The following is a 23,044-nucleotide window of genomic DNA, read 5'->3' on the forward strand; positions in this document are numbered from 1 at the left end:
AGTCGTGCCGAGCGATAGCGCGCGAACGGACCCGCCCGGACCAGAACCAGGAACTCGACGGGACCGTTAGCCTCCGAACCAGACAGCGCGACCAGTCCAGTCGTGCCGAGCGATAGCGCGCGAACGGACCCGCCCGGACCAATGCGGCACGAAGGGACCGTTCGCCCAGCGAACCAGCCGGCGCGAGTGGCCCAGTCACGCCGGCCAGCCCCCAGAAACGACAGTGGCCCCGCACCCAACCACCCGGGTGCGGGGCCACTCCGACGTCCGAACCCTCACGAAGACAGGTCGAAAGGTCCACCCGTGATCGTCAGCGCGATGTAGAACACCGCCGCACACAGGGCGGCGTACGTGACCACGTCGACGACCTTCCCGCGGATCGCCAGCAGGCCCACGCGGTCCTCGGGCAGCACCGCCCGCAGCAGGCCGCCCACGAGCAGCGCCACGCCGACCAGCACGGCCCCCTCACGCCAGTGGTACTGGAGGATGCGCAGCGCGGCGGCGAGCACCAGCAGGACCACCACCCCGAACGGCACGTGCACGGTCCACGGCCGGGAGGGGCGGGGCCGGTCGCTGCCGGAGGGGCCGCGGTGGCGGGAGGCGGTCATGGCCATCAGGCGGCGGCCGCGCGTTCCGCGGCTTCGACCACATTGGACACGAGCATCGCGCGGGTCATGGGGCCCACGCCGCCCGGGTTCGGGGACAGCCAGCCCGCGACGGAGGCCACGCCGGGGTCCACGTCGCCGGTGAGCTTGCCGTCGACGTGGGACACGCCGACGTCCAGGACGGCCGCGCCGGGGGCCACCATGTCGGGCTTGATGATGCCGGGCACGCCGGCGGCGGCGATCACGATGTCGGCGCGGCGGACCTCGGCGGCGAGGTCGCGGGTGCCGGTGTGGCAGAGCGTCACGGTCGAGTTCTCGCTGCGCCGCGTGAGCAGCAGGCCCATCGTGCGGCCGACGGTGATGCCGCGGCCGACGACCGTCACGCGCGCGCCGTTGAGCTCGACGCCGTGGCGCTTGAGCAGCTCGACGATCCCGTACGGCGTGGCCGGCAGCGGCCCCCGCTGGCCGAGCACGAGCCGGCCGAGGCTGGTGGGCGCGAGGCCGTCCGCGTCCTTGTCCGGGTCGATTCGCTCGAGCACACGGTTCGCGTCGAGGTGCTTCGGCAGGGGCAGCTGCACGATGTAGCCGTGGCACGCCGGGTCGGCGTTGAGGTCGTCGATGACGGCCTCGAGCTTCTCCTGCGAGATGTCCGCGGGCAGGTCACGGCGGATCGAGTTGACGCCGATCTTCGCGCTGTCCGCGTGCTTCATCCGCACATACGAGTGCGAGCCCGGGTCGTCGCCGACCAGCACCGTGCCCAACCCAGGGACGATGCCCCGCTCTGCGAGCACAGCCACCCGCGGGCGCAGCTCCGCGAAAATGGCGTCCTTCGTGGCCTTGCCGTCCAGAATCTTCGCCGTCACGGTCACCATTCTCGCAAAGAGCCGGTCGTCACCGGATCGCGCCCGGGGCGCACACGCAGCGTGCTCGGCGGACCACCCGATCGGCCCGCGCGTCGCAGCCGGACGCGCGGGATCACCCGACGTAGACTCCTCGTCACCCCCGGCGCCGGGACCCGCACGAGCTTGATGATCTTGAACATCCCGCGTCGCCCGAGGTCAGACCGCACGCGAGTGGCAAAAGACCCATGCGGGGTGCGTTCGCGCGCGCGAACAGTCAAAATGTTCACGTGGCACAACCGACGACGCAGCTGAACGCGACCGAGCAAGACACACTGGTCAAGCAGATCGGGCTCGCTCTGCTGCGCGCAGCCCCGCGCGACTGGCGCAAGGTCACGGTGGAGTACCGGGCCGTCGGCCGGTACCACGAGCTGACGGGCGACATCCGCACCGAAGACGGCACCGCCCAGGACTGGGTCGCCACCCACGACATCGCGACGCTGTTCGGCCGGCTGCGCGCCGGCATGTACCGCGACGGGCGCGGCACCTGGTTCAACGCGCGCTACCAGCTCGACCACCCGTCCAGCTACAACCTGGAGTACAACCGCGAGGAACCCGTCTGGCGCCTCGCGCCGCCGCCGCAGGCCTACCAGGACGAGCTGCGCATGTTCCCCCGCACCGAGGAGAACGTGCCGGAGTGGCTGATCCGCCGGCTGTCGGGCCTCGGCCCCGAGCAGCCCGGCCCGCACTTCCGCATCGCACGCATCTTCGACACGATCGGACCCGCGGGCCGGCCCGTGATCAACCGGCCCGACCTCGACGTCGCGGAGCAGAACCGCCTGCTCGAGTACCTCGACCACGCGCCGGTGGTCGTGCAGGACCGCGGCTACGACATCGACCGGCTCGCGCAGGCACCCGAGGCGACCGTGCCCGTGGCGTTCCACAGCGACGGCCAGTGGATCTGGCCCGCGGCCGTGAACTTCTACCTGCGTCAGTACGGCGTCTCGCCCGAGCCGGACCTGGTGGAGCACATCCGCGCCAACGGCTTCCAGCTCCCGCAGGTGGACGACCTGGCGTTGCAGGGTGCCGCCGCCTACCTCACGCGCGGTAGCCAGCAGCCGCCGCAGCAGCGGCCGGGTCCGCCGCCGCAGCAGCCGCCGGTGCAGCAGCAGCCCGCTCCCCCGGCGCCGCCCGCCGCAGCACCGCCGGCCCCGGCCCCCGAGCCGCCGGCGCCGGTCGACGTGCCGCTCGCCGTGCACACGCCGCCGGCCGAGGCCGACGAGCCGACGAAGCCGCCGTTCGACCAGGGCTTCGACGGCGCCGCCCCGCACGGCGAGCAGCCGGGTGAGGGCGGCCGGCCGTTCGAGGACGAGCAGTACCACGACGACGAGTTCGACGACCGCTTCGCGGACGAGGACGGCTACGACGACGAGCAGCACGCGGAGTTCGAACCGGCCCACGACCAGACGTCCAACGGCCAGGGCGCGACGCCGCCGGCCGAGCGCACCGCCCTGTACGCGCCGGTCGACCCGAGCGCCGCGCCGCCACAGCAGCACGAAGAGCAGCGAACGGCCCTGTACGAGCCGGTGGACCCGACCGTGGCCCCGCCGGAGGAGGACGCCGAGCAGACCGCGCTGTACGCGCCCGTCGACGCGGCGGGTCCGGCGCCCACCGGGCAACAGCCGCTCGAAGAAGAGCCGGTGCTGTTCACCCACGGCGACGAGCAAGCGGCCCGCGACGAACCGGCCCCGCCGCGCGGCGAGCAGCACGCCGCGCTCTACGCGCCGGCCGACCGCGACGAAGACACGCAGACGCACTTCGACAGCCGGCGTTTCGACGACGGTGGTCAGTACGAAGAATCCGGGCAGTACGACGAGGGTGGCCACTTCGAGGGCGAACAGCACTTCGAGGACGGCCAGTACGAGGAAGCCGGCCAGTACGAAGGCCGGCAGTTCGAAGACAACGAGCACTACGCCGCCGAGGACCACCGCGAGACCGGTGCGCCCGCCGACCGGGAGCCGGACTTCGACCCGGGCCCGCCGACCACGATGATCACGCCGGACGAGGGCGTGCCGGGTCTGATGCCCCTACCGACCGAGTCCGCGATCCCCGCTCGGCCGCCCGCTCGCCCGGAACCGCCGCAGACTCCGCCGCCGGCGCCCGAACCGCAGCAGGCCCCGCCCGCGAGGGCCACGCAGCAGCCACCGCAGCCGCCGCGCCGGGAGTTGCCCGCCGACCCGGTGCTCGCCAAGTTGCAGACGCGGCTCGACGAGCTGGAGGTGCCGGAGGCCGCATACCGGCTGGGCACGTCGACCGAACGCGGCTGGACGGTCGAAGAGGTGGACGAGGGCTGGCGCGTCGGCTGGTACGACGGCGAGCTGATCAACCCGGCGGTGTTCGGCGACGCCGACGACGCCGCCGCGTTCATGCTCGGCAAGGTCCTGCTGCACCCCGACGGCCACGAGCCCGCCGAGGAGCAGCCGGAGCCGCCGGCCGCGCCGGCTCCGGACCCCGTGGCCGACGCCCCGAAGCCGCCGGTGGTGGCGACGCTCTCGCCGGAGATCGCGACGGGTTCGTTCCCGGTCCGGCCGCGCGAGAACGTGCCGCCGCAGGAGCAGACGTCGTTCACCCCGGCCGAGGAGCTCTTCGCCGACGACGACGAGCCGCCCGCGCGGCAGGCGCCGCCGGCCCCGCCCGTCCCGCCGACTCAGGTCGCCCCGCCCGTGCAGCCGCCGCGCCGCGAGCCGCCAGTCGCGCCGCCCACCCAGGTCACACCGCCCGTTCCGCCGCTCGGTGGGCCCGGCCTGCCGGGTGGGCCCGGTGCGCTGGGCGGGCCTGGCGGTCCGGGTGCGCCCGGCGGGCCTGGCCTCGGCGGGCCGGGTGGTCCCGGCGGTCCGGGTGCGCCGGTTGCGCCGCCGCGTCGCGAGGAGCCGGTGCGCGCCAACGGAGCGCCGCGCACGGCCGCGGCCGCCAACGGCTCCGGCAACAACCAGTGGCCGATCTCGCCGCTGTCGGGTGAGCCGCCACTGACGCTGTTCCGCGGCAAGGAGATGCGTGAACTGCCGGCCGGCAGCGAGCTCGACCGCTTCGGCGGCCCGAGCGGCAACCTGACCTACGCCGCGGGCACGCCGTTCGAGGAGCGGTCGCTGGTGCCGGAGTGGATCAACCGGCCGTACCACGTGTACCGCGTGCAGCGTCCGCTGGAGACGCTCGCCGGGGTCGCGATCCCGTGGTTCAACCAGCCCGGTGGCGGGTCGGCGTACCTGCTGCCGGCGTCGATCGAGGAGCTGCTGGCCGAGGGCGACTTGATCGAGCTCGAGCCCGGCGAACCGCCGATCGACTGATCTTCGGAAGAGATGGGGGCGGGGCCCGCGGGTCCCGCCCCCTTCACGTGCCGCGCGTGTAGCGGTGTTTGACGCCGACCGGGAAGTACTCGGGGTCGCCCGCCGGGCGCAGCACGACTTCGGGTAGCTGCCGTTCCGCGGGGACGTAGTGGGCGAATTCGCTGTTGAGGCGCAGCAGCTGGTCGCGGATCGAGGCGGCCAGCGCGCCGGCATCGCCTTCACGGCCGGGCGCGAGCTCGACCGTGATGCGCAGCCGGCGGTCGCGGTCGGCGTCTTCGTAGGTCTCCAGCACGAACTTGCCCGTGACCCAGTCGCTGACGCCGGGCTGTTCGAGGCCGACGGTGACGTTCTCCGGGTAGACGTTGGCACCGAAGTAGGACACGGTGAACAGCGACCGTCCGAAGAGGAACACGAACGGCAGGTCCGGACCGGCCGCGGGGGTGAACGCGTTGGCAGCGCAGAACTCCAGCATCTCCGCGTGCGACACGACACCGCCTTCGTCGGCGATGTGGTATCGGATCAGCGGCGCGCCGTTGTCGCCGGAGAACAGCAGGGTGCCGCCGTCCGTCTCGAAGAAGCGGCTGGCCGGGTCGTATTGGACGAGCGTCGGCAGGCGGGAGTCGCCGAACAGCTCGCGCGCCAGCTCCGGCCGCGCGGCGAGGAAGCGGCGGATCGACACGGACGCCGGTGTTTCCGTGCCGAGCACGCCCGCATCGGCCGTGCCGTAGAGGGAAACCATGTCGCTGACGGGGTCCGCGACGCCCGCGCGCGCCGCGACGAGGTCGCGCCACTCCTCGCTGAACACCTCGCCTGCGAACACCATCTTGACGGCGTGGCCGGCCCAGCCGTCGCCGCTGTCGACCACGTCCTTCACGAACGGCGGGTAACCGAGCAGCACGACCTGGTCGAAGTGCGGCGCCAGCTCCGGCAGCACCCGCAGGATCTCGGCCTTGTTGTTACCGGGCGCGACGGTGGTGATCGGGAAACCCTTGGCGGCCAGGTGCCGCACGCACGCCGTCGTGAACAGCCCGCCGACCCACGTGCCCAGCGGGAAGCAGACCACGGCGAGCGTGCTGCGCTCGTGCGCGGCGAACGTGCGGAACACCTGCTCGAAGCGTTCGGCGATGTGCAGCTCGTCGGCCAGCGACCGCGGCCAGATCGTGGGGCTGCCCGACGAGCCGGACGACACGGCGACCAGGTCGCACGCGTCCAGCCGGCCGCCGCGGCAGAGTTCCGGCAGCGCGTACTGGCCCTGGTAGGTGGCCTTCGACGTCAGCGGCAGCCGTCGGAAGTCGTCCTCGCTGCGGATGCTCGCGGGGTCGATTCCGTGGGCCGCGAGGAACTTCCGGTACGCGGGCACGGTGGCGGCGACGTCGCGGAAGAAGCCCACGAGGTCGAGCTCACGCCGCTCGCCTGCGAAGAACGCCCGGTAGGCGCGGATCACGTCGTCGGGTTGCACACCGCCCATCATGCCCCGGTTCCCTCGGGGAAAGCGGATCCTTGGCCGGGGCCGCCCGATCGTCCCCCGTGCGGGTTCACCGGGTGTTCAAAGCCGCCGGGCGCGGGTGCTGCCTGGTACTGCTGTCAAGCTGATCACCAGCGTCGAGTAGCCGGCGCAACGGCTTGGTGGCCGTCCTCGGTGTAGCACCCCACTCGTCGAGGACGAAATGTCAGGCATGGGTGCGACCGTCTGAATCCGGTGAGCAGGCGATTGCGAAGGTGAAGCAGGGATGAGCTCGCTCGAAAAAGCGGTGTGGCAACTGGTCCGAGGCGACGAACTCCTCGGCCAGATCGTGATCGAGAACGCCGACCTCGCTTGGCACTTTGGCAGGTTCCTGCCGGAGCCCGCGTTCGCGGAGGTTCAGCCGCTCTTCGATGAGGAGCTCGCCTTAGTGGATTCCGGGCTCGATGACAACTACGACCCCTGGGAGCGGGTCCATGAGCGCATCACGGCATCGATGAGCCTCGTATCGCCGCGCGGCCCGGTGCCCGAATTCCTGCTCCACATCCAAGGCGGCGAAGCGTGGTTCCGGTGCAGCGATCAGCCCTTCGACGAAGACTGACTCGACGGCAACCCGCTCAGTGGAGCCTCGGCTTCCCAGCCCGCCGGCGCCGGCTCGCCCTCAGGAAGCCGGGCCGGTGCAGTACTGGAACACCGACGTCGCCGCGCGGCGTTCGGCGTACTCCTCGTTAAGAGGTTCGCCGTCTTCGCCGAGTTGCAGGACGTTCGCGAAGATCGCGAACAGGTGCTCCATCGCGGTGGGTTCATCAGTCAACGTCTGCCAGTACTCGATGTCGTCCACAAGCGGGTGCCCGACCCAGCCGCGCGCGACCCATGCCGCGATCCGCCGGATCGTGCCGGAAGCGGCGGTCGGCAGCCGCACGGTGGTCACTTGACGATCAGGCCGTGTGCGGCGGCGAAGCCGATGGCCGTCTCGATGTCGACGTAGGCGCCGCGCAGGTCGGCCTGCACGAGGGCGTTCGCGTCGAGGTGGGCGCCCCGGAGGTCGGCGCCGGGGAGTTTGGCGCCGAGGAGACGAGCGCCGGTGAGGTCGGAGTCGCGCAGGTCGGTGTCGGAGAGGTCGGCCTCGGTGAGGTTGACCTCGCGCATGCGCAGGCCCGACAGGTGCAGTTTGCGCAGCTGGCCGCGGGCCAGGGACGCCAGCGACAGGTCGCAGTCCGTGAGGGCGATGCCCTGGAAGCGGCAGTCCACAAAGGACGATCCTAGCAACGAGCACGCCGACCAGCGGCTGTCGGCGAGGACGGCGCGGTCGAAGGTGCACGAGCGGAACGCCGAGGCGTCGTGGCGCGAGCCCGCGAGGTCGACTTTGGTGAAGTCGCAGTTGTCGAACGTGCAGCCCCGGGTGCGCAGGTCACGCAGGTCGGCTTCGGTGAAGTCGCAGCCGGAGAAGCTCCGTTTTTCCCACCATTGCCCGGAAAGCACGGCGTCGCGGTAGTCCTCGCCGGTCTCGATCTCCTCGACGGGCCTGCTCATCGGCCCATCATAGCGACGGCGCCGCGGGTGTCGATCACCCGCGGCGGTCAGCGGAAGTCGCGGGACTTTGCCTTGATGCGCAAGGACATCGTCTCCAGTTTCTCCGCGCGGACGCTCACCACGCCGTCCGCCTTCTCCACCACACCCCGCACGAGCAGGGCGGAGCTGGTGCGCGCCACGCGGTGGAAGCGTTGCCACAGGCCGCGCGTGCAGATCACGTTGACCATGCCCGTTTCATCCTCGAGATTGATGAACGTGACGCCACCGGCGGTCGCGGGGCGCTGGCGGTGCGTCACGGCTCCCCCGACGAGCACGCGGGAGCCGTTGGCGAGGTCGAGCAGGCCGGCCGCCGGGACGACGCCCAGGGAATCGAGGTGGTCGCGCACGAACTCCGTCGGGTAGCTGTCGGGCGAGAGGCCGGTGGCCCACACGTCGGCTGCGGCGACGTCGAGGGCGTCCATGCCCGGCAGCGTCGGGGCGTCGACGCCGGGCGCGGTGCCCGGCAGCTTCTCCGGCCGGTCCTGCGCGACGGCACCCGCGGACCACAGCGCCTGGCGCCGGTCGCCGCCGAACGCGCTGAAGGCGCCCGCCGTGGCGAGGGCTTCCAGCTGAGGTGCGGTGAGCCGCACGCGGCGCGCGAGGTCGGACATGCTCGCGTACGGCCCGTGCGCGTCGCGTTCGGCCACGATCTTCGCCGCCGGCTCGTCGCCGATCAGCCGCACGGTGCCGAGCCCGGTGCGCACGGCGTGCAGCTTTCCCCCGCCCGGCAACGGTTCCAGCGTCGCGTGGGGCAGGCTGCGGTTGACGTCGGGCCCGAGCACCGTGACGCCGTGCCGGCGCGCGTCGGCGACCAGCGACTGCGGCGAGTAGAAGCCCATCGGCTGCGCGCGCAGCAGCCCCGCGCAGAACGCGTCCGGGTGGTAGTACTTGAAATACGCGCTGGCGAACACCAGGTGCGCGAAGCTCAGTGCATGGCTCTCGGGGAAGCCGAAGTTGGCGAACGCCTTGAGCTTCACGAAGATCTTCTCCGCCAGCTCCGCGTCGACGCCCTTGGCCGTGGCGCCCTCGACGAACCGCCGCCGGAGCAGCTCCATCTTGCGTTCCGAGCGCTTCGACCCCATCGCGTGCCGCAGCTGGTCGGCCTCCGCGGCGGTGAAATCGGCGACGTCGAGGGCGATCTGCATCATCTGTTCCTGGAACAGGGGCACGCCCTTGGTCTTGTACAGCGCGTTCTCCAGCAGCGGGTGGTCGTAGTCCCACTCCTCGCGCTCCTGCTTGCGCCGGATGTAGGGGTGCACGGACCCGCCCTGGATCGGGCCGGGCCGGATGAGCGCGACCTCCACCGCGAGGTCGTAGAACTCGCGCGGCTGCAACCGCGGCAGCGTGGCCAGCTGCGCCCGGCTCTCGACCTGGAACACGCCGATCGCGTCGGCGCGGCAGAGCATCTCGTAGATGTTCCTGTCTTCCAGGTCCAGGTCGGCGAGGTCGACGCGCTCCCCCTTGTACTCCTTGACGAGGTCGAGCATGTAGTGCAGGGCCGAGAGCATGCCGAGACCCAGCAGGTCGAACTTCACCAGCCCGGCCGCGGCGCAGTCCTCCTTCTCCCACTGCACCACGCTTCGGTTGTCCATCCGCGCCCACTCCACGGGACAGACCTGGCTCACGGGTTCCTGGCAGATCACCATGCCGCCGGAGTGGATGCCCAGGTGGCGCGGGAAGTCTTCGAGCGCGAACGCGAGCTGCACGACGTCGTCGGGGATGTCGTGGTCGTGGTCCTTCTCGGTGCTGCGCAACGCGCCCCAGCGGTCGATCTGCTTGCTCCACGCGTCCTGCTGGCCGGGTGAGTAGCCGAGCGCGCGGGCGGCGTCGCGGATCGCGGAGCGGGCGCGGTAGGTGATCACGTTGGCGACCTGCGCGGTGTTGAGGCGGCCGTGCTTGGCGAAGACGTACTGGATCGCCTCCTCCCGCCGGTCCGACTCGATGTCGAGGTCGATGTCGGGGTAGCCGTCGCGGTCGGGGGCCAGGAAGCGTTCGAAGAGCAGCTTGTACTTCACCGGGTCGACCTTGGTGATGCCGAGCGCGTAGCAGACGGCGGAGTTGGCGGCGGATCCGCGGCCCTGGCAGAGGATGTCGTGGTCGCGGCAGAAGCGCACGATGTCCCACACGATGAGGAAATAGCCGGGGAAACCGAGGTCTTCGATGATCTTCAGCTCGTGTTCGATCTGCCCGTACGCGGCTGCTTCGTCCTTCTTCCCGGCGTAGCGCTCCTCGGCGCCCTTCTTCGTGAGCTCCCGCAGGTAGGACGCTTCGGTGTGGCCCGCGGGCACGTCGAACGGCGGCAGTTCGGGCGCGAGCAGCTCCAGCTTGAACGCGCACTCCACGCCCAGCACGGCCGACCTCTGCACCGCGCCCGGGTAGCGCCGGAAGCGGTCCGCCATTTCGGCGCCTGAGCGCAGGAACGTGGCGCCATCGCCGGGAAGCCAGCCTTCGAGTTCGTCGATGCTGCGGCGCGCGCGGATGGCGGCGACGGCATCGGCGAGGCGGCCGCGTTCGGGCCGTGCGTAGTGCGCGGCGGTGGTGGCGACGGTGGGCAGGCCGAAGTCCCCGGCGAGCTCGGCGAGCAGGTCGTTGTGGGTGGCGTCGAGGGGCTGGCCGTGGTCGAAGAGCTCGACGTAAACGTTGTCGCGGCCGAAAAGTTCCACGAGTTTCCTCAGCTGCGTGGCCGCGGCGGCCGGGCCGTCGCGCAGCAGCGCCGAACGGACGGGGCCCTTGCGGCAGCCGGTGAGCACGGCGCACTGGCCGGTGACCTCCTCGGCGACGGCGCGCAGGTCGTAGACGGGCCGGCCCTTTTCGGCGTGCTCACCGGTGGCCCCGTCGTGGCCGCGCAGCTGGCCGGCGGTGATGGCGCGGCACAGCGCGCGGTAGCCGTGGTCGCCGCGCGCGAGCAGCAGCAGGTGCTCGCCTTCGGGGTCGGCGACGCCGTTCTGCGGACCGGACAGGCCGAAGCTCAGCTCGGTGCCGAACACCGTGGCGACACCGAGCTCCTTGGCGGCTTCGGCGAAGCGGACGACGCCGTACATGCCGTCGTGGTCGGTGAGCGCGATGGCGTCGAGGCCGAGCCGCGCGGCCTCTTCGACGAGCTCCTCGGGGTGGCTGGCGCCGTCGAGGAAGCTGAAGTTGGAGTGGCAGTGCAGCTCCGCGTACGGCACGCGCGGCCCGGACTCGACGTCGGCGCGCGGCGGCGGCACGTCGGCGGGCCGGCGGTAGACGTCGCGTTTGCGGCCCCACGCCGGACTGTCGCCGTGGTCGCCGGGCGGCACTTCGCCGGACAGGGCCCGCGCGAGGTCGTGCCACGGGACGGGCGGGTTGTTCCAGCCCATCTATTCGTTCTCGGGTGAGCTGCGGGGCGCCGGGATGAGCGGGGTCTCGCGGCGCACGCAGGCGTCCCAGGCGAGTTCGGTGTCGTCGTCCATCAGTCGTAGATCCCTTCCACTGTCCACACGGGAGTTTCGGTGCCGGAGCACAGGACGAGCACGGCTTCGTCGGTGTCGTCGCGTCCGGTGGCGGCGAGCAGCAGCTGCAGCCGGGCCTGCTGGGGCGCGGCCGAACGGCGGCTCGCCGCGACGGGCCACGGGCCGGCCCAGTCGAGCACCGTCCGCGGCGGGCCGCCCGCGACGCTCAGCCGGCACGGCGGCGCGGTGAGCTGCTTGCGGCTGGTGATGCCGACGGGCACGCCCTGCTCGTCGACGACCTGCACCGGCACGGGTTGTTCGAGCACCGTCGCCGGGGACGGCGCGGGCAGCCGGCCGGGCCAGGTGGCATCCGGCGGCGAGACGGTTTCACGCGGGTCGCCCCAGGGGATCAGGCGCACGCGGCCGGCGGGGTCGCGGCCGCCGTCGAGGAGCGGGGTGAGAACCCCCTCCGGCCCGAGCAGGCCTTGCACGCGGACGAAGGCGCGGGCGGCGCGTTCGGTGGTGAGCTCGTCGTCCTCGCTGCGGTTGCCCCCGTGCCAGAGGCCCAGCTGCAGGGACTTGCCCTCGACGGTTTCTTCGGGCTCCAGCCGCAGCCGCGCGACACCCGAGCTGAGACGCCGGTCTCCGCGCAGCCAGCCTTCGAACTGCCATCGCACTCGGTCGGCGACACCTTGGGGCGTCAGGGGTTCCGCGCAGCGCCAGACGCGGCCGAGCTGTTCGCCGTTTTCGGTCGTGGCGTAGATGCCGAGGCGGGTGCAGGCGAGGCCGCGGGCGGCGAGTCCCGCGTGGAAGCGCGCGCCGAGGTTCTTGGCGAGGAACGCCGCGACGTCGACGCGCTCTAGCACCGGGTCGAACGTCTCCGTGAGCGTGAGGTCCGCCGGCGGTTTGCGCCGCAGCGGCGGGCGTTCGGACAGGCCGCGCGCCAGGCGGTGGGCGAGCACACCGTCGAGTGCGAAGCGGGACATCACATCGCGCTCCGACAGCGCGGCGAACGCCCCGAGCGTCCGCAGGCCCAGGCGCGTGAGCAGGTCGACGAGTTCCTTGCGCTCGACGTCCGGCTGATCCAGCTCCGTGATGGGCAGCGGCGCGAGGAACTCCGCAGTCTCCCCCGCGGGCACGAACTCGCCCTGGCGCGCCGCGACGGTCGCGCCGAACAGCCCTTCCGCCACCCCGATCTGACACTCGACACCCGCGACTGCGGCCACCTGGTCCAGCAGCTTCTCCGCGAGGGGGTGCTCGCCGCCGAAGTAGCCCGCCGCGCCCGCCACGGGCACCGCGATGAGCCCCGGCCGCACCACTTCCAGGCCGACGACCAGCTCTTCCACCGCGCGCGCCACGTTCTCGAACAGCCGCGCGTCGCGCCCTTCATCGACGCCGAACACAGCCAGTTCGGGGCAGCGGGATTCGGCTTCGCGGCGCCGCATCCCGCGCCGCACTCCGCGGCTGCGCGCCACCGCCGTGCACGCGACCACGCGGTTGGCGAGGAACACTGCGCCCGGCCGGGTCAAGGGGACACCCGCCGCCGCCGTCGCCGCGACGGCGGGCCAGTCGGGGCACCACAGGACGAGCATCCTGGTGGGGAGTGTGGTGGCTCGTTCCGGGGCGATGGTCATGAAAGCGCTCCGGAGTGTCTGGTGTGGACGGTGAGGGTCGAGACGGGGCCCTTCCGGGCAAGGCCCGTCGTCGCGAGGTTTCCGCGGCTTCGCCCTGGCGCCGCGGGCCGGACCCGGTGGTGGAGGGCGCCGGTGGCGAGTAGCCGGCGCCGTGTGGAGAACCCCGCCGTCACGCGGGTGCAGCGAGGTGCGTGCGGTGGGGTCATCCCGCCACCTCCTGATCGAGTTCGTCGAGTGGGTCGAGTCCGTCGAGGCGCTGGACGGGGAGGAGAACCGGGGCCGGGTCGGCCGGGAGCGCTCGGCCGCCGGGGCCGGGGAGGGCGAGGGTGGCCGACCGGGGGCGGGCGGCGGAACCGCGGCCACGGGCGTGGACCTCGGCGTCGCGGGTGCGGAGGAAGCCCGCGCCTGCGCCGAGGAAGCCCGACCAGGGGCCAGGGGTGCAGTGGAGTTCGAGGTCGGCGGCGGGCCACGGGCCGAGGGAGAGCAGAACGGCCCCGCGGTGGCGCGCGCGCGCCGACAACCGCCGGGCGACGGGTGGGCGGACGGAGCGGGGTTCGGTGACCACGAGGTCGACGCCGTCGAGCAGGGCGGCGACCACGGCCGGGTACTCGGCGCCCGGCCGCGGCACCAGTGCGAGCCGCGACACGTCGACGCCGTGTTCCGCCGCCGCGGCGATGCCCAGGGAGGGCACGCCGACCACCGCCGCCCACGACCCGGCGGCGGTGGCCTCGGCGAGCAGGGCGAGCAGCAGCGACGTCGAGTGGTGGACCGCCACGGTGCTCCCGCGCCGGAGCCCCGGATCAGGCAGCAGGCCGGCCAGCGCCGCGGACACCGGGAGCACCCTTCCCGTCGTCTTGGCGTGCGCGGCCTGCTCCGCCACCCGGCTCGCCGTGCTCACGCCGGGCAACGCGGCGAGCCGAGCCACCGGCTCCACCACTGCCGTCACCGCATGCACCTCCCTCCGCGCACACGCCGGCCCCACCCCGCTGCAGGCCCAGGCCAGAGCCCCACGGGACGAGCACCGGCACACCGCGGGGAAGGCGGCTCCGATACCCAAGCGTCGAACACCTGTTCGACACCGTCAAGTACACCCGGATCCGGCGAGCCTGTCAAGCCGAGACTGATGCCGTTTTCCTGCCAGCCATCCGGGTCCGGCCGTCGCATGCTCGAGACAAGATCGAGAAAGGAGGCGGACGTGGTAAGTCCGTTCCGCAGCACCACCAGCGACGAGCAGCTCACCGACCTGAAGGACCGCCTGGCCCGAACCCGCTTCGCGCCCGCGTTGTCCGGGAGCGAGTGGACCCACGGCACCCCGCCGGGGTACCTCGCGGAGCTCGTGGACTACTGGCGCGACGAGTTCGACTGGCGCACCGCCGGAGCGCGGCTCAACGCGATGCCGCAGTTCCTCGCCGACGTCGGTGGCGCGACCGTCCACTTCGTGCACGCCGAGGGGGTGGGGCCGCGCCCGTTCCCGCTGCTGTTCTCCCACGGCTGGCCGGGTTCGTTCTGGGAAGTGCACAAGATCCTCGGCCCGCTGACGGACCCCGCGGCGCACGGCGGCGACCCGGCCGACGCGTTCGAGGTGGTCGCACCCAGCCTGCCCGGCTTCGGGTTCACGCCGCACCCCGGCACGCCCGGGATGAACCCGACGGCGATCGCAGGGCTGTTCGACCGGCTCATGACCGAGGTGCTCAGTCACCGCCGCTACGGCGCGCAGGGCGGCGACTTCGGCGCGCAGATCACCAGCCGCCTCGGGCGGGACCACGGGGGCCACGTCGCCGGCATCCACCTCAACCTGATGGGCGCCACGCCCGTGCTCGACTCGACGCCGCTCACGCCAGCCGAAGAGGAGTTCCGCGCGCAGGCCGCGGACTTCTTCTCCGAACAGGGCGCGTACGCGCGGCTCCAGGCCACCCGCCCGGCCACACTCGCCGCCGCGCTGTCCGACTCCCCCGCCGGACTGGCCGCCTGGTTCGTGGAGAAGTTCCGCGCGTGGAGCGACTGCGGTGGTGACGTCGAATCCGTCTTCAGCAAGGACGAGCTGCTCACCGACATCACGCTCCACTGGCTGACCAACACCAGCGCCACCGCCGCCCGCCTCTACTACGAGACCAAGCACACCGAAGGCATGCTGGGCGCGAACACCCCGGGCTACGTCGCCACCCCGACCGGCTTCGCTTCCTTCGCCCACGACAACTTCACACCGCCCGAGGAGTGGGTGCGCCGCGCCTACAACCTGACCCGCTTCACCGCTTTCGACCACGGTGGGCACTTCGCGGCGCTGGAGCGTCCGGACGAACTGGTCACCGAGATCCGCGAGTTCTTCCGCCCCCTGCGCGGCTGAGGGAACCCGGCGCGCCCCCACCGCCCCGGCTGGAGCGCGGGACCACGGGACCGCCATGGCCGGGCAGGACGAAATCGGGGTTGCCGCCGGTGGCAGCCGCGGAATAACCGTCCACACGAGACCGGCGCCGGATAGACTGGGCGGAAACCCGTCCAACGGAGCTGACCGTGAAGCGCATCGCCCTGCGGCCGTTCGCCGAAGAGGACCTGCCGGCGCTCGACCGGTTCGCGACGGACCCCGACGTGCTCGGCGCGTTCCAGTGGTCCGGGTTCGCGGACCCGAAGGCGCGCCGCCGCCGGTTCGCCGAGGACGGGTTCGTCGGCGACGAGTCGACGGCGCTCGCCGTGACTGTCGGCGGCGTCGTGGCCGGGATGGCGAGCTGGGAGGCCGCCGACCGGGGCGGGCCGGCGGGTGGGTGCTTCGAGGTCGGCGTGACGCTGCTGCCCGATTTCCGCGGCCACGGCGTCGGGACGAAGGCCCACCGGCTGCTGGCCGACCACCTGTTCCGCTTCACGCGCGCCCACCGGCTCGAAGCGTTCACCGACAGCGAGAACGCGGCCGAGCAGCGCGTGCTCGAGAAGGTCGGCTTCCACCGCGAAGGCCTGATGTGCCAGGTCACCTGGCGCGACGGCGCGTACCGCGACGAAATCGTGTACGCGCTCCTTCGCAGCGAGGCGTGACGAAGGGGCCGGCCCAGAAACCGGGCCGGCCCCGCCAACCTCAGTGCGCGAAGTGGCGCGTCCCCGTCAGGTACAGCGTGATGCCCGCCTTCTCCGCGGCCGCGATCACCTCGGCGTCGCGGATGGACCCGCCGGGCTGCACGACGGCGCGGACGCCGGCCTCGAGCAGCACCTCGAGCCCGTCCGGGAACGGGAAGAACGCGTCGGACGCGCCTACGGAACCGTTCGCGCGGTCACCGGCGCGCGCGACCGCCAGCCGCGACGAGTCGACGCGGTTGACCTGGCCCATGCCGACGCCGACGGTCGCGCCGTCGTGCGCAAGCAGGATCGCGTTGGACTTCACCGCGCGCAGCGCGCGCCACGCGAATTCGAGGTCCGCCAGCGTCTGCTCGTCGGCGGGTGCGCCCGTGGCGAGCTGCCAGTTGGCCGGGTCGTCGCCGGGCGCGTCGATCGCATCGACGGACTGCACCAGCACCCCGCCGGAGATCGGCCGGAACTCGACGGGCGCCGGGTTCTCGATCGCGGGCAGCTTCAGCAGCCGCACATTCTTCTTGCGCTGCAGGATTTCCAGCGCCTCCGGCTCGAAGTCGGGAGCCAGGACGACCTCGGTGAACACCTCGGCGATCTGCTCCGCCGCCTCGACGCTCACCGGCCGGTTCGTGGCGATCACGCCGCCGTACGCGGAAACCGGGTCGCACGCGTGGGCCTTGCGGTGCGCTTCGGCCACGTCGGTGCCCACCGCGATGCCGCACGGGTTGGCGTGCTTGATGATCGCGACGGCCGGCTCGCCGAAGTCGTACGCGGCGCGGCGGGCGGCGTCGGTGTCGACGTAGTTGTTGTACGACATGGCCTTGCCGTGCAGTTGCTCCGCGTGCGCCAGGCCCGGCTGGGCGCTCCGGTACAGCGCCGCCTTCTGGTGCGGGTTCTCGCCGTAGCGCAGCACGTCGGCGCGGTCCCAGGTGGCGCCGAGGAAATCGGGGAAGCCGGAGTCGTCCGCGGGCGCGTACACGTTGGCGAACCACGAAGCGACCGCCGAGTCGTAGGCTGCCGTGTGCGCGTACGCCTGCGCCGCGAGCCGCTTGCGGTCGGCGAGCTCGAAGCCGCCCGCCGCGACCTGCTCCAGCACCCACGCGTAGCGCACGGGATCCACGACGACCGCGACGCTGCCGTGGTTCTTCGCGGCCGCGCGCACCATCGCCGGGCCGCCGATGTCGATGTTCTCCACGCAGTCCTCGGCGCTCGCGCCCGACGCGACGGTCTGCGTGAACGGGTACAGGTTCACCACGAGCAGGTCGAACGGCGCGATCTCCAGCTGCTTGAGCTGCGCGACGTGGTCGGGGTTGTCGCGGTCGGCCAGCAGCCCGGCGTGCACGCGCGGGTGCAGCGTCTTCACCCGGCCGTCGAGCGACTCCGGGAACCCGGTCACCTGCTCGACCGGCGTGACGGGGACCCCGGCGTTCGCGATCACCTTCGCGGTGCCGCCGGTCGACACGATCTCCACGCCCGCGGCGTGCAGACCGGTCGCGAGCTCGAGCAGGCCGGCCTTGTCCGAGACGCCGATCAGCGCACGCCGGACCGGGCGTCGTCCCTCTGCAGTGTTCTCGAAGCTCACGAAAACCTCACCTTTCGTCCGTCCACGGTGCAGCCACCACGGCCGAGTCGCTCGATCGTTCCAACCAGCAGCCTGCGTTCCACGGCCTTGATCCGCTCGTGCAGGACGTCTTCGGTGTCGTCGGCCTCCACGGCCACCGCCTCCTGGGCGATGACGGGGCCGGTGTCCACGCCCGCGTCGACGAAGTGCACGGTCGACCCGGTCACCTTCACGCCCGCCGCCAGCGCGTCGGCGACCGCGTGCATCCCGGGGAACGACGGCAGCAGCGCCGGGTGCGTGTTGATCACCCGGCCGCCGAAGCGGGCCAGGAACCGCGCGCCGAGGATCTTCATGAACCCCGCCGACACGACCAGGTCGGGCTCGTAAGCAGCGACCGCCTTGGTGAGCGCCTCGTCCCACGCGTCGCGGTCGGCGTGGTCGGCGATGCGCACGGTGAACGAAGGCACTCCGGCGCGCTCGGCGCGGGCCAGCGCTTCGATGCCGGTGCGGTCGGCACCCACGGCGACGACCTGCGCCGGGAACGCGGGCTTCGCCACCGCGTCGAGCACAGCCTGCAGGAGCGTGCCCGACCCGGACGCGAGCACGACAATCTTCACCGGGGTGGGCAAGTCCAAGCGGCTGGCCAGAACGGGCTCCTCGCACAGCGGCACGCCTCGGGCGCGCCGCGCTTCACCAGGTCACCCCAACCCTAACGGTCGTCGTCGCGGCGCTCGCCCGCACCGGAGCCGTCGGTGGACTCGGTCACAGCCCCGGCGTCGCCGCCGCCGGGCTCCGGCTCGTCGAGCGGGACGTCTTCCGGCAGCTCGAGGCCCAGTTCGGCCTCCGCTTCGGCGTCGAAGTCGCCGTACTCGGGCTCGGCCGGCGCCCCGCCGGCCTCGGCCGCGGTGTCGTCGGCGGCTCCGCCGGTTTCTCCGGGATCGGTGAACTCGGCTTCGAATTCGTCGGTGTCGATCTCCTCCGGGTCGACGTCTTCGAGGACCTCGTCGGGATCGACCTCCGCGGCCTCGTCGACGCCCTCGTCACCGGCTTCGGCCTCGTCCCCCTCCGGGGCGGCATCCTCGACGTCCTCGACGTCCTCGGCATCCTCGACAGCCGCGGCTTCCTCGGCTCCGAACGCCTCGGGCGCCTCCGGCGGCGCGGCCGGCTCGTGGGCACCCGCGAAGAACGCCACGAACCCGCCCGGGATCACGATCCAGCAGAACGCCACGATCGACGCCACTCCGACCGGCACGCTGACCGGGTCGAACGGACCGTCGGCGAGCCGCCCGCCGGCCAGCGTCCCCAGCACCACGCAGCCGAAGCCGACCACAGCGCCCGCGACGGCCACGATCCGGATCCGGGCGGCCGGGTCGTCGTCGGCGTACCGCACCGACCAGCCGACGAGCGCGCCCACGGCCGCGGGCAGCACCAGCAGCGCGGGCCACCACGCGGCGGGGTGCTCGGGGATACCGCCGAGCAGCGGCACGGCAGGTACGGCACCGCCGCGGTAGCCGACGAGGCTGACGTCGAGCGACCCGATCGTGAACCCCGGCCCCGCGACGAACGACAGCGCCGCGACGACCGCGTTGGGCAGGTACAGCACCGAAAGCAGGAACAGCCCGAGGCTGTTGCCCAGCGACGGCTCGAACAGGTCGTCCACAGTGGACACCGAAAGCGCCGTGGCGGCCGCGAACACGATGGCGCCCACCGCCAGCAGCGCCGCGAGGCCGAGCGCCCCCGCGCGCAGGCCGCGGACCGCCACCGGGTCGAGCCGGTCGGCGAGCGCGGCGGGTACCCCGCAGCGGCGCATCACCCCCGATGTGGCCGCCACTGCGGCGAAAGCTCCGGGCACCACGAACGCGAGGATCGGGTTGGCCCGCACCGGCTGGCCGAGCGACAGCAGCCCGATGAGCAGGCCGAACAGCGCGTGCGACGCCGCGAGCACGGAGATCAGCGGCACGGCCTGGCGCAGCGTCGCGTACCCGAGGCGCAGCGTCGCGCCCGACGCTGTGCGCGCGACGAGCAGCACGCCCCCGATCGTCGGCAGCAGCGGCAGCACTCCCAGCGGGTGGCCGCCGATGCCGAGCTGCACCTGGTACGCCGCGAGCCAGCCCGGCCCGGCCGAGAGCAGCACGCTCCCGGCGGAGAACACGGTGCGTTCGGCGCTCAGCGCGACGAGGGCGAGCAGGGTCGCGACCACGGCGTACTGCGTGATCAGCGAACCCAGGGCGGCCGTGAGCAACACCCGCACCCGGGTGGCCGGAGCCACGTACGCGTCGGGCTCGACGGTGTCCTCGCCACCCGGCGGGCGTGAAGAACTGGTGAGCACCTGCATGCCTCGCACCATGACATCCCCGCTGGTCCGCCCGGGTGAGGCACGCCGCCCCCGCGGTGCGCGGCGAAGCCAACCCACCCGGACGGGGCCCTGCTGAAACGGAAAACACCCGCTGTGACACGGAGAGTCACAGCGGGTGTTTTCCCGAGGTAGGTCAGCCCTGCTGGCCGAAGCCGCCGGGCGGCGTGCCCGGGTTCTTGCCCTGCTCGGACGACGGCTGCTGGAAGAACTGGCCCTGCTGCGGCGCGTACGTCGTGGCCTGTTGCCCCGGCGGCTGCTGCCCCGGCGGCGTGGAGCCGGGCTGCTGGTACTGGCCGGGCTGCGGCGCGAACGGTGAGGACTGCTCACCCTGCTGCTGCGACGGGAACTGGCCGGGCTGGCTGTACTGCGTCGGCTGGTAGTGCGGCACGGCGGCCTTCGGCGCCGGCGGCTTGAGGATGCCGTACTCCATCAGCAGCGCACCGACCGAGACCAGCGCCTGCACGATGCCGAGGATCAGCACCACCGTGACGATGCCCGGCGTGGTCTGCTCGGCCACCACCGTGTCGAGCGCGCCGAGGGCACCGACCACGCTGAACAGCGCGGCGAACGGCAGCACCTTCGGCGCTCTCGGCAAGGCGTGCAGCGCCGAGAGCAGACCACCGGCGAGGAGGAAGATCGTGTCCTGGCCGACGTCACCGGCTTCGTCGGAGAAGCCGAGGAAGTACTGGACGACGCCCAGCACGGTCACCACGAGCGCAAGGACGAGCGGGAGGTTCTGGGGCAACGCGGGGCCTGCCCCGGGAGGCGGTCCCTGCTGCGGCTGCTGGTGCGGGAACCCGCCCGAGGGAGGCGGTCCCTGAGGGGGCTGCTGCTGGCCGCCGCCCTGCTGGGGGTAGCCAGGCCCACCGCTGGGGAAGGTCATCGGAAGCTCTCCTGTCGTTCGCCGGCAACTCAGGGGGATGTGCGGCGCCCGGACGACACACGCGACGCCCCGCGTTGGCGAAACGCTAGCGCATCCGGCGCTCCCCCGTCCGCGCCGTTGGACGTGCGGGGTACGCGATCGGTTGCCGAAGGATACGCCGCGGGCCGGGCACCAAGGTGAGTGCCCGGCCCGCGTGAACCGCGTTACCGCAGCTCAGAGGTTGTTGTACAGCTCGCGCGCGAGGACAGCGGTCTCGCTCGGGGTCTTGCCGACCTTGACGCCGGCAGCCTCGAGGGCCTCCTTCTTCGCGGCCGCCGTGCCGGACGAACCGGACACGATCGCGCCCGCGTGACCCATCGTCTTGCCCTCGGGGGCGGTGAAGCCCGCGACGTAGCCGACGACCGGCTTGGTCACGTTCTCCTTGATGTAGGCCGCGGCCCGCTCCTCGGCGTCGCCGCCGATTTCGCCGATCATCACGATGACCTTGGTGTCGGCGTCCTTCTCGAACGCCTCGAGGGCGTCGATGTGGGTGGTGCCGATGACCGGGTCACCGCCGATGCCGACAGCGGTGGAGAAACCGATGTCGCGCAGCTCGTACATCATCTGGTAGGTCAGCGTGCCCGACTTCGACACGAGGCCGATGGCGCCCGGGCCGGTGATGTCGGCCGGGATGATGCCGGCGTTGGACTTGCCGGGGCTGATCACACCGGGGCAGTTCGGGCCGATGATGCGGGTCTTGTTGCCCTTGGCGACGGCGTGCGCCCAGAAGTAGGCCGAGTCGTGCACCGGGATGCCCTCGGTGATCACGACGGCCAGCGGGATCTCGGCGTCGATGGCCTCGAGCACCGCGTCCTTGGCGAACTTCGGCGGCACGAAGATGACCGACACGTCGGCGCCGGTTTCCTTGATGGCCTCCTCGACCGTGCCGAACACGGTGAGGTCCTTGCCCTCGATGGTCACCGTCTGGCCGGCCTTGCGGGCGTTGACGCCACCCACGATGTTGGTGCCGGACTTCAGCATCTTGGTCGCGTGCTTCATGCCTTCGGAGCCGGTGAGGCCCTGCACGATGACCTTGCTGTTCTCGTTGAGGAAGATCGACATCTCAGTTCACCGCCGCGGCGAGCTCGGCAGCCTTGTCGGCCGCGTTGTCCATAGTGTCCACCACGGTCACGAGCGGGTGGTTCGCGTCGGCGAGGATCTGGCGACCCTCCACGACGTTGTTGCCGTCCAGGCGAACGACCAGCGGCTTGGTGGCCTCGTCGCCCAGGATCTTCAGCGCCTCGACGATGCCGCGGGCGACCTCGTCGCAAGCGGTGATGCCGCCGAAGACGTTCACGAAGACGCTCTTCACGTCGGTGTCGTTGAGGATCACGTCGAGGCCCGCGGCCATGACCGCGGCCGACGCGCCACCACCGATGTCGAGGAAGTTGGCGGGCTTCACGCCGCCGTGCTTCTCACCGGCGTACGCGACGACGTCCAAAGTGGACATCACGAGCCCGGCGCCGTTGCCGATGATGCCGACCTGGCCCTCGAGCTTGACGTAGTTGAGGTTCTTGGCCTTGGCCTTCGCCTCGAGCGGGTTCTCGGCTTCCTTGTCCACCAGGGCTTCGTGGCCCGGCTGACGGAAGTCTGCGTTCTCGTCCAGGGTGACCTTGCCGTCGAGGGCGATGATCTTGTCCTGGGGGTCGCGGACCAGCGGGTTGACCTCGACGAGGGTGGCGTCCTCGGAGACGAAGGTCTCCCAGAGCTTCACGACCACGTCGGCGGCCTCGTCGACGACCTTCTCCGGGAACTTGCCCGCGGTGAGGATCTCGACGGCCTTCGCCTTGTCGACGCCGGCGATCGCGTCGACCGGGATCTTCGCCAGTGCGTCGGGGCGCTCGACGGCGAGCTGCTCGATCTCCATGCCGCCCTCGGCCGACGCCATCGCCAGGAAGGTGCGGTTGGACCGGTCGAGCAGGAAGGAGAAGTAGTACTCCTCGGCGATGTCCGAGGCTTCGGCCACGAGCACGCGGCGCGTGGTGTGGCCCTTGATGTCGAGGCCGAGGATGGCTTCCGCCTTCTCCTTCGCCTCGTCCGGCGTCTGGGCCAGCTTGACGCCGCCCGCCTTGCCGCGACCGCCGACCTTCACCTGCGCCTTGACGACGACCTGGGTGCCGATCTGCTCCGCGGCGGCCTTGGCTTCTTCGGGGGTGTTTGCCACCGAGCCCGGCAGAACCGGTACTCCGTGGGCGGCGAAGAGATCCCTCGCCTGGTACTCGTAGAGGTCCACTACTCCAGTCTCCTGACGACACGCCACTGTGGTGGTTCGAACCCGGGTG

18 protein-coding genes are annotated in these 23,044 nt (G+C 72.0%); 4 read left to right on the forward strand and 14 right to left on the reverse strand.

Features of this window, described 5'->3' with window-relative positions; all coding sequences use genetic code 11:
- Positions 1-275 precede the first annotated feature (275 nt).
- On the reverse strand, positions 276-614 hold the full coding sequence (locus I6J71_RS39980) for a DUF3017 domain-containing protein (RefSeq protein ID WP_370542042.1): 339 nt from the start codon (positions 612-614) through the stop codon (positions 276-278).
- Positions 614-1,468: a bifunctional methylenetetrahydrofolate dehydrogenase/methenyltetrahydrofolate cyclohydrolase gene (locus I6J71_RS39985; RefSeq protein ID WP_239154179.1), complete on the reverse strand. Its 855-nt coding sequence runs from the start codon at positions 1,466-1,468 to the stop codon at positions 614-616. The genes I6J71_RS39980 and I6J71_RS39985 overlap by 1 nt, the downstream gene beginning before the upstream one ends.
- 266 nt (positions 1,469-1,734) lie before the next feature.
- Here I6J71_RS39985 and I6J71_RS39990 point away from each other — a divergent pair, with 266 nt between their 5' ends.
- Positions 1,735-4,788 (forward strand): TNT domain-containing protein, encoded by a 3,054-nt coding sequence (locus tag I6J71_RS39990; RefSeq protein ID WP_239154180.1) that lies wholly within the window; start codon positions 1,735-1,737, stop codon positions 4,786-4,788.
- 43 nt (positions 4,789-4,831) lie between these two features.
- Here I6J71_RS39990 and I6J71_RS39995 read toward each other — a convergent pair whose 3' ends face one another.
- Positions 4,832-6,259, reverse strand: a complete 1,428-nt coding sequence (locus I6J71_RS39995) for a phenylacetate--CoA ligase family protein (RefSeq protein WP_239154181.1) — start codon at positions 6,257-6,259, stop codon at positions 4,832-4,834.
- 259 nt (positions 6,260-6,518) lie between these two features.
- Between I6J71_RS39995 and I6J71_RS40000 the strand changes: the two genes are divergently transcribed.
- Entirely contained in the window at positions 6,519-6,851 is a 333-nt protein-coding gene (locus I6J71_RS40000; protein ID WP_204091605.1) for a hypothetical protein, read from the forward strand.
- A 60-nt stretch (positions 6,852-6,911) separates the two neighbouring features.
- Here the strand turns inward: I6J71_RS40000 and I6J71_RS40005 are convergent, their stop codons facing one another.
- From I6J71_RS40005 to I6J71_RS40025, 5 genes are all read right to left on the reverse strand, one after another.
- Positions 6,912-7,181, reverse strand: coding sequence for a hypothetical protein (locus I6J71_RS40005; RefSeq protein ID WP_204091606.1), 270 nt, complete (start codon positions 7,179-7,181; stop codon positions 6,912-6,914).
- Positions 7,178-7,783, reverse strand: coding sequence for a pentapeptide repeat-containing protein (locus tag I6J71_RS40010; RefSeq protein ID WP_204091607.1), 606 nt, complete (start codon positions 7,781-7,783; stop codon positions 7,178-7,180). Before I6J71_RS40010 ends, I6J71_RS40005 begins: the two co-directional genes overlap by 4 nt.
- Before the next feature lie 47 nt (positions 7,784-7,830).
- Positions 7,831-11,163, reverse strand: coding sequence for an error-prone DNA polymerase (locus tag I6J71_RS40015; RefSeq protein WP_204091608.1), 3,333 nt, complete (start codon positions 11,161-11,163; stop codon positions 7,831-7,833).
- 92 nt (positions 11,164-11,255) lie between these two features.
- The gene (locus I6J71_RS40020; protein WP_204097474.1) at positions 11,256-12,827 is read right to left on the reverse strand and encodes a DNA polymerase Y family protein; all 1,572 of its coding nucleotides are present in this window, start codon (positions 12,825-12,827) and stop codon (positions 11,256-11,258) included.
- 244 nt (positions 12,828-13,071) lie between these two features.
- Positions 13,072-13,815 (reverse strand): hypothetical protein, encoded by a 744-nt coding sequence (locus tag I6J71_RS40025; protein ID WP_239154182.1) that lies wholly within the window; start codon positions 13,813-13,815, stop codon positions 13,072-13,074.
- A gap of 249 nt (positions 13,816-14,064) precedes the next feature.
- On the opposite strand from I6J71_RS40025, the gene I6J71_RS40030 reads away from it, so the two are divergent.
- Both I6J71_RS40030 and I6J71_RS40035 read left to right on the forward strand, forming a co-directional pair.
- Positions 14,065-15,213: an epoxide hydrolase family protein gene (locus I6J71_RS40030; protein WP_204091609.1), complete on the forward strand. Its 1,149-nt coding sequence runs from the start codon at positions 14,065-14,067 to the stop codon at positions 15,211-15,213.
- 167 nt (positions 15,214-15,380) lie between these two features.
- Positions 15,381-15,893: a GNAT family N-acetyltransferase gene (locus I6J71_RS40035; protein ID WP_239154183.1), complete on the forward strand. Its 513-nt coding sequence runs from the start codon at positions 15,381-15,383 to the stop codon at positions 15,891-15,893.
- Between the two features lie 40 nt (positions 15,894-15,933).
- Here the strand turns inward: I6J71_RS40035 and purH are convergent, their stop codons facing one another.
- The 6 genes from purH to sucC all read right to left on the reverse strand — a co-directional run bounded on the left by purH (position 15,934) and on the right by sucC (position 22,995).
- A complete protein-coding gene (gene purH, locus I6J71_RS40040; protein ID WP_204091610.1) occupies positions 15,934-17,505 on the reverse strand; it encodes a bifunctional phosphoribosylaminoimidazolecarboxamide formyltransferase/IMP cyclohydrolase in 1,572 nt (523 codons plus the stop codon).
- Positions 17,502-18,119 carry a phosphoribosylglycinamide formyltransferase gene (gene purN / locus I6J71_RS40045; RefSeq protein ID WP_204091611.1) on the reverse strand — a complete coding sequence of 206 codons (618 nt, stop codon included), beginning with the start codon at positions 18,117-18,119 and terminating at the stop codon, positions 17,502-17,504. Before purN ends, purH begins: the two co-directional genes overlap by 4 nt.
- Positions 18,120-18,193: 74 nt before the next feature.
- Complete coding sequence (locus I6J71_RS40050; protein ID WP_204091612.1) at positions 18,194-19,819, reverse strand: DUF6350 family protein; 1,626 nt, start codon at positions 19,817-19,819, stop codon at positions 18,194-18,196.
- A gap of 154 nt (positions 19,820-19,973) precedes the next feature.
- Entirely contained in the window at positions 19,974-20,723 is a 750-nt protein-coding gene (locus I6J71_RS40055) for a DUF5336 domain-containing protein (protein WP_204091613.1), read from the reverse strand.
- A 213-nt stretch (positions 20,724-20,936) separates the two neighbouring features.
- Entirely contained in the window at positions 20,937-21,824 is an 888-nt protein-coding gene (sucD, locus tag I6J71_RS40060; RefSeq protein ID WP_204091614.1) for a succinate--CoA ligase subunit alpha, read from the reverse strand.
- Between the two features lies 1 nt (position 21,825).
- Positions 21,826-22,995, reverse strand: coding sequence for an ADP-forming succinate--CoA ligase subunit beta (gene sucC, locus I6J71_RS40065; protein WP_204091615.1), 1,170 nt, complete (start codon positions 22,993-22,995; stop codon positions 21,826-21,828).
- Between the last annotated feature and the right edge of the window lie 49 nt (positions 22,996-23,044).

Source organism: Amycolatopsis sp. FDAARGOS 1241 (genome assembly GCF_016889705.1).
GTDB lineage: Bacteria > Actinomycetota > Actinomycetes > Mycobacteriales > Pseudonocardiaceae > Amycolatopsis.

Bases quoted from the DNA above. Each gene is read 5' to 3' on its own strand.
- I6J71_RS39980 (WP_370542042.1), bottom strand. From the start codon at position 614: ATGGCCATGACCGCCTCCCGCCACCGCGGCCCCTCCGGCAGCGACCGG.
- I6J71_RS40015 (WP_204091608.1), bottom strand. From the start codon at position 11,163: ATGGGCTGGAACAACCCGCCCGTCCCGTGGCACGACCTCGCGCGGGCC.
- sucD (WP_204091614.1), bottom strand. From the start codon at position 21,824: ATGTCGATCTTCCTCAACGAGAACAGCAAGGTCATCGTGCAGGGCCTC.
- I6J71_RS40010 (WP_204091607.1), bottom strand. From the start codon at position 7,783: ATGAGCAGGCCCGTCGAGGAGATCGAGACCGGCGAGGACTACCGCGAC.
- I6J71_RS39995 (WP_239154181.1), bottom strand. From the start codon at position 6,259: ATGATGGGCGGTGTGCAACCCGACGACGTGATCCGCGCCTACCGGGCG.
- I6J71_RS40020 (WP_204097474.1), bottom strand. From the start codon at position 12,827: ATGCTCGTCCTGTGGTGCCCCGACTGGCCCGCCGTCGCGGCGACGGCG.
- I6J71_RS40000 (WP_204091605.1), top strand. From the start codon at position 6,519: ATGAGCTCGCTCGAAAAAGCGGTGTGGCAACTGGTCCGAGGCGACGAA.
- I6J71_RS40050 (WP_204091612.1), bottom strand. From the start codon at position 19,819: ATGCAGGTGCTCACCAGTTCTTCACGCCCGCCGGGTGGCGAGGACACC.
- I6J71_RS40055 (WP_204091613.1), bottom strand. From the start codon at position 20,723: ATGACCTTCCCCAGCGGTGGGCCTGGCTACCCCCAGCAGGGCGGCGGC.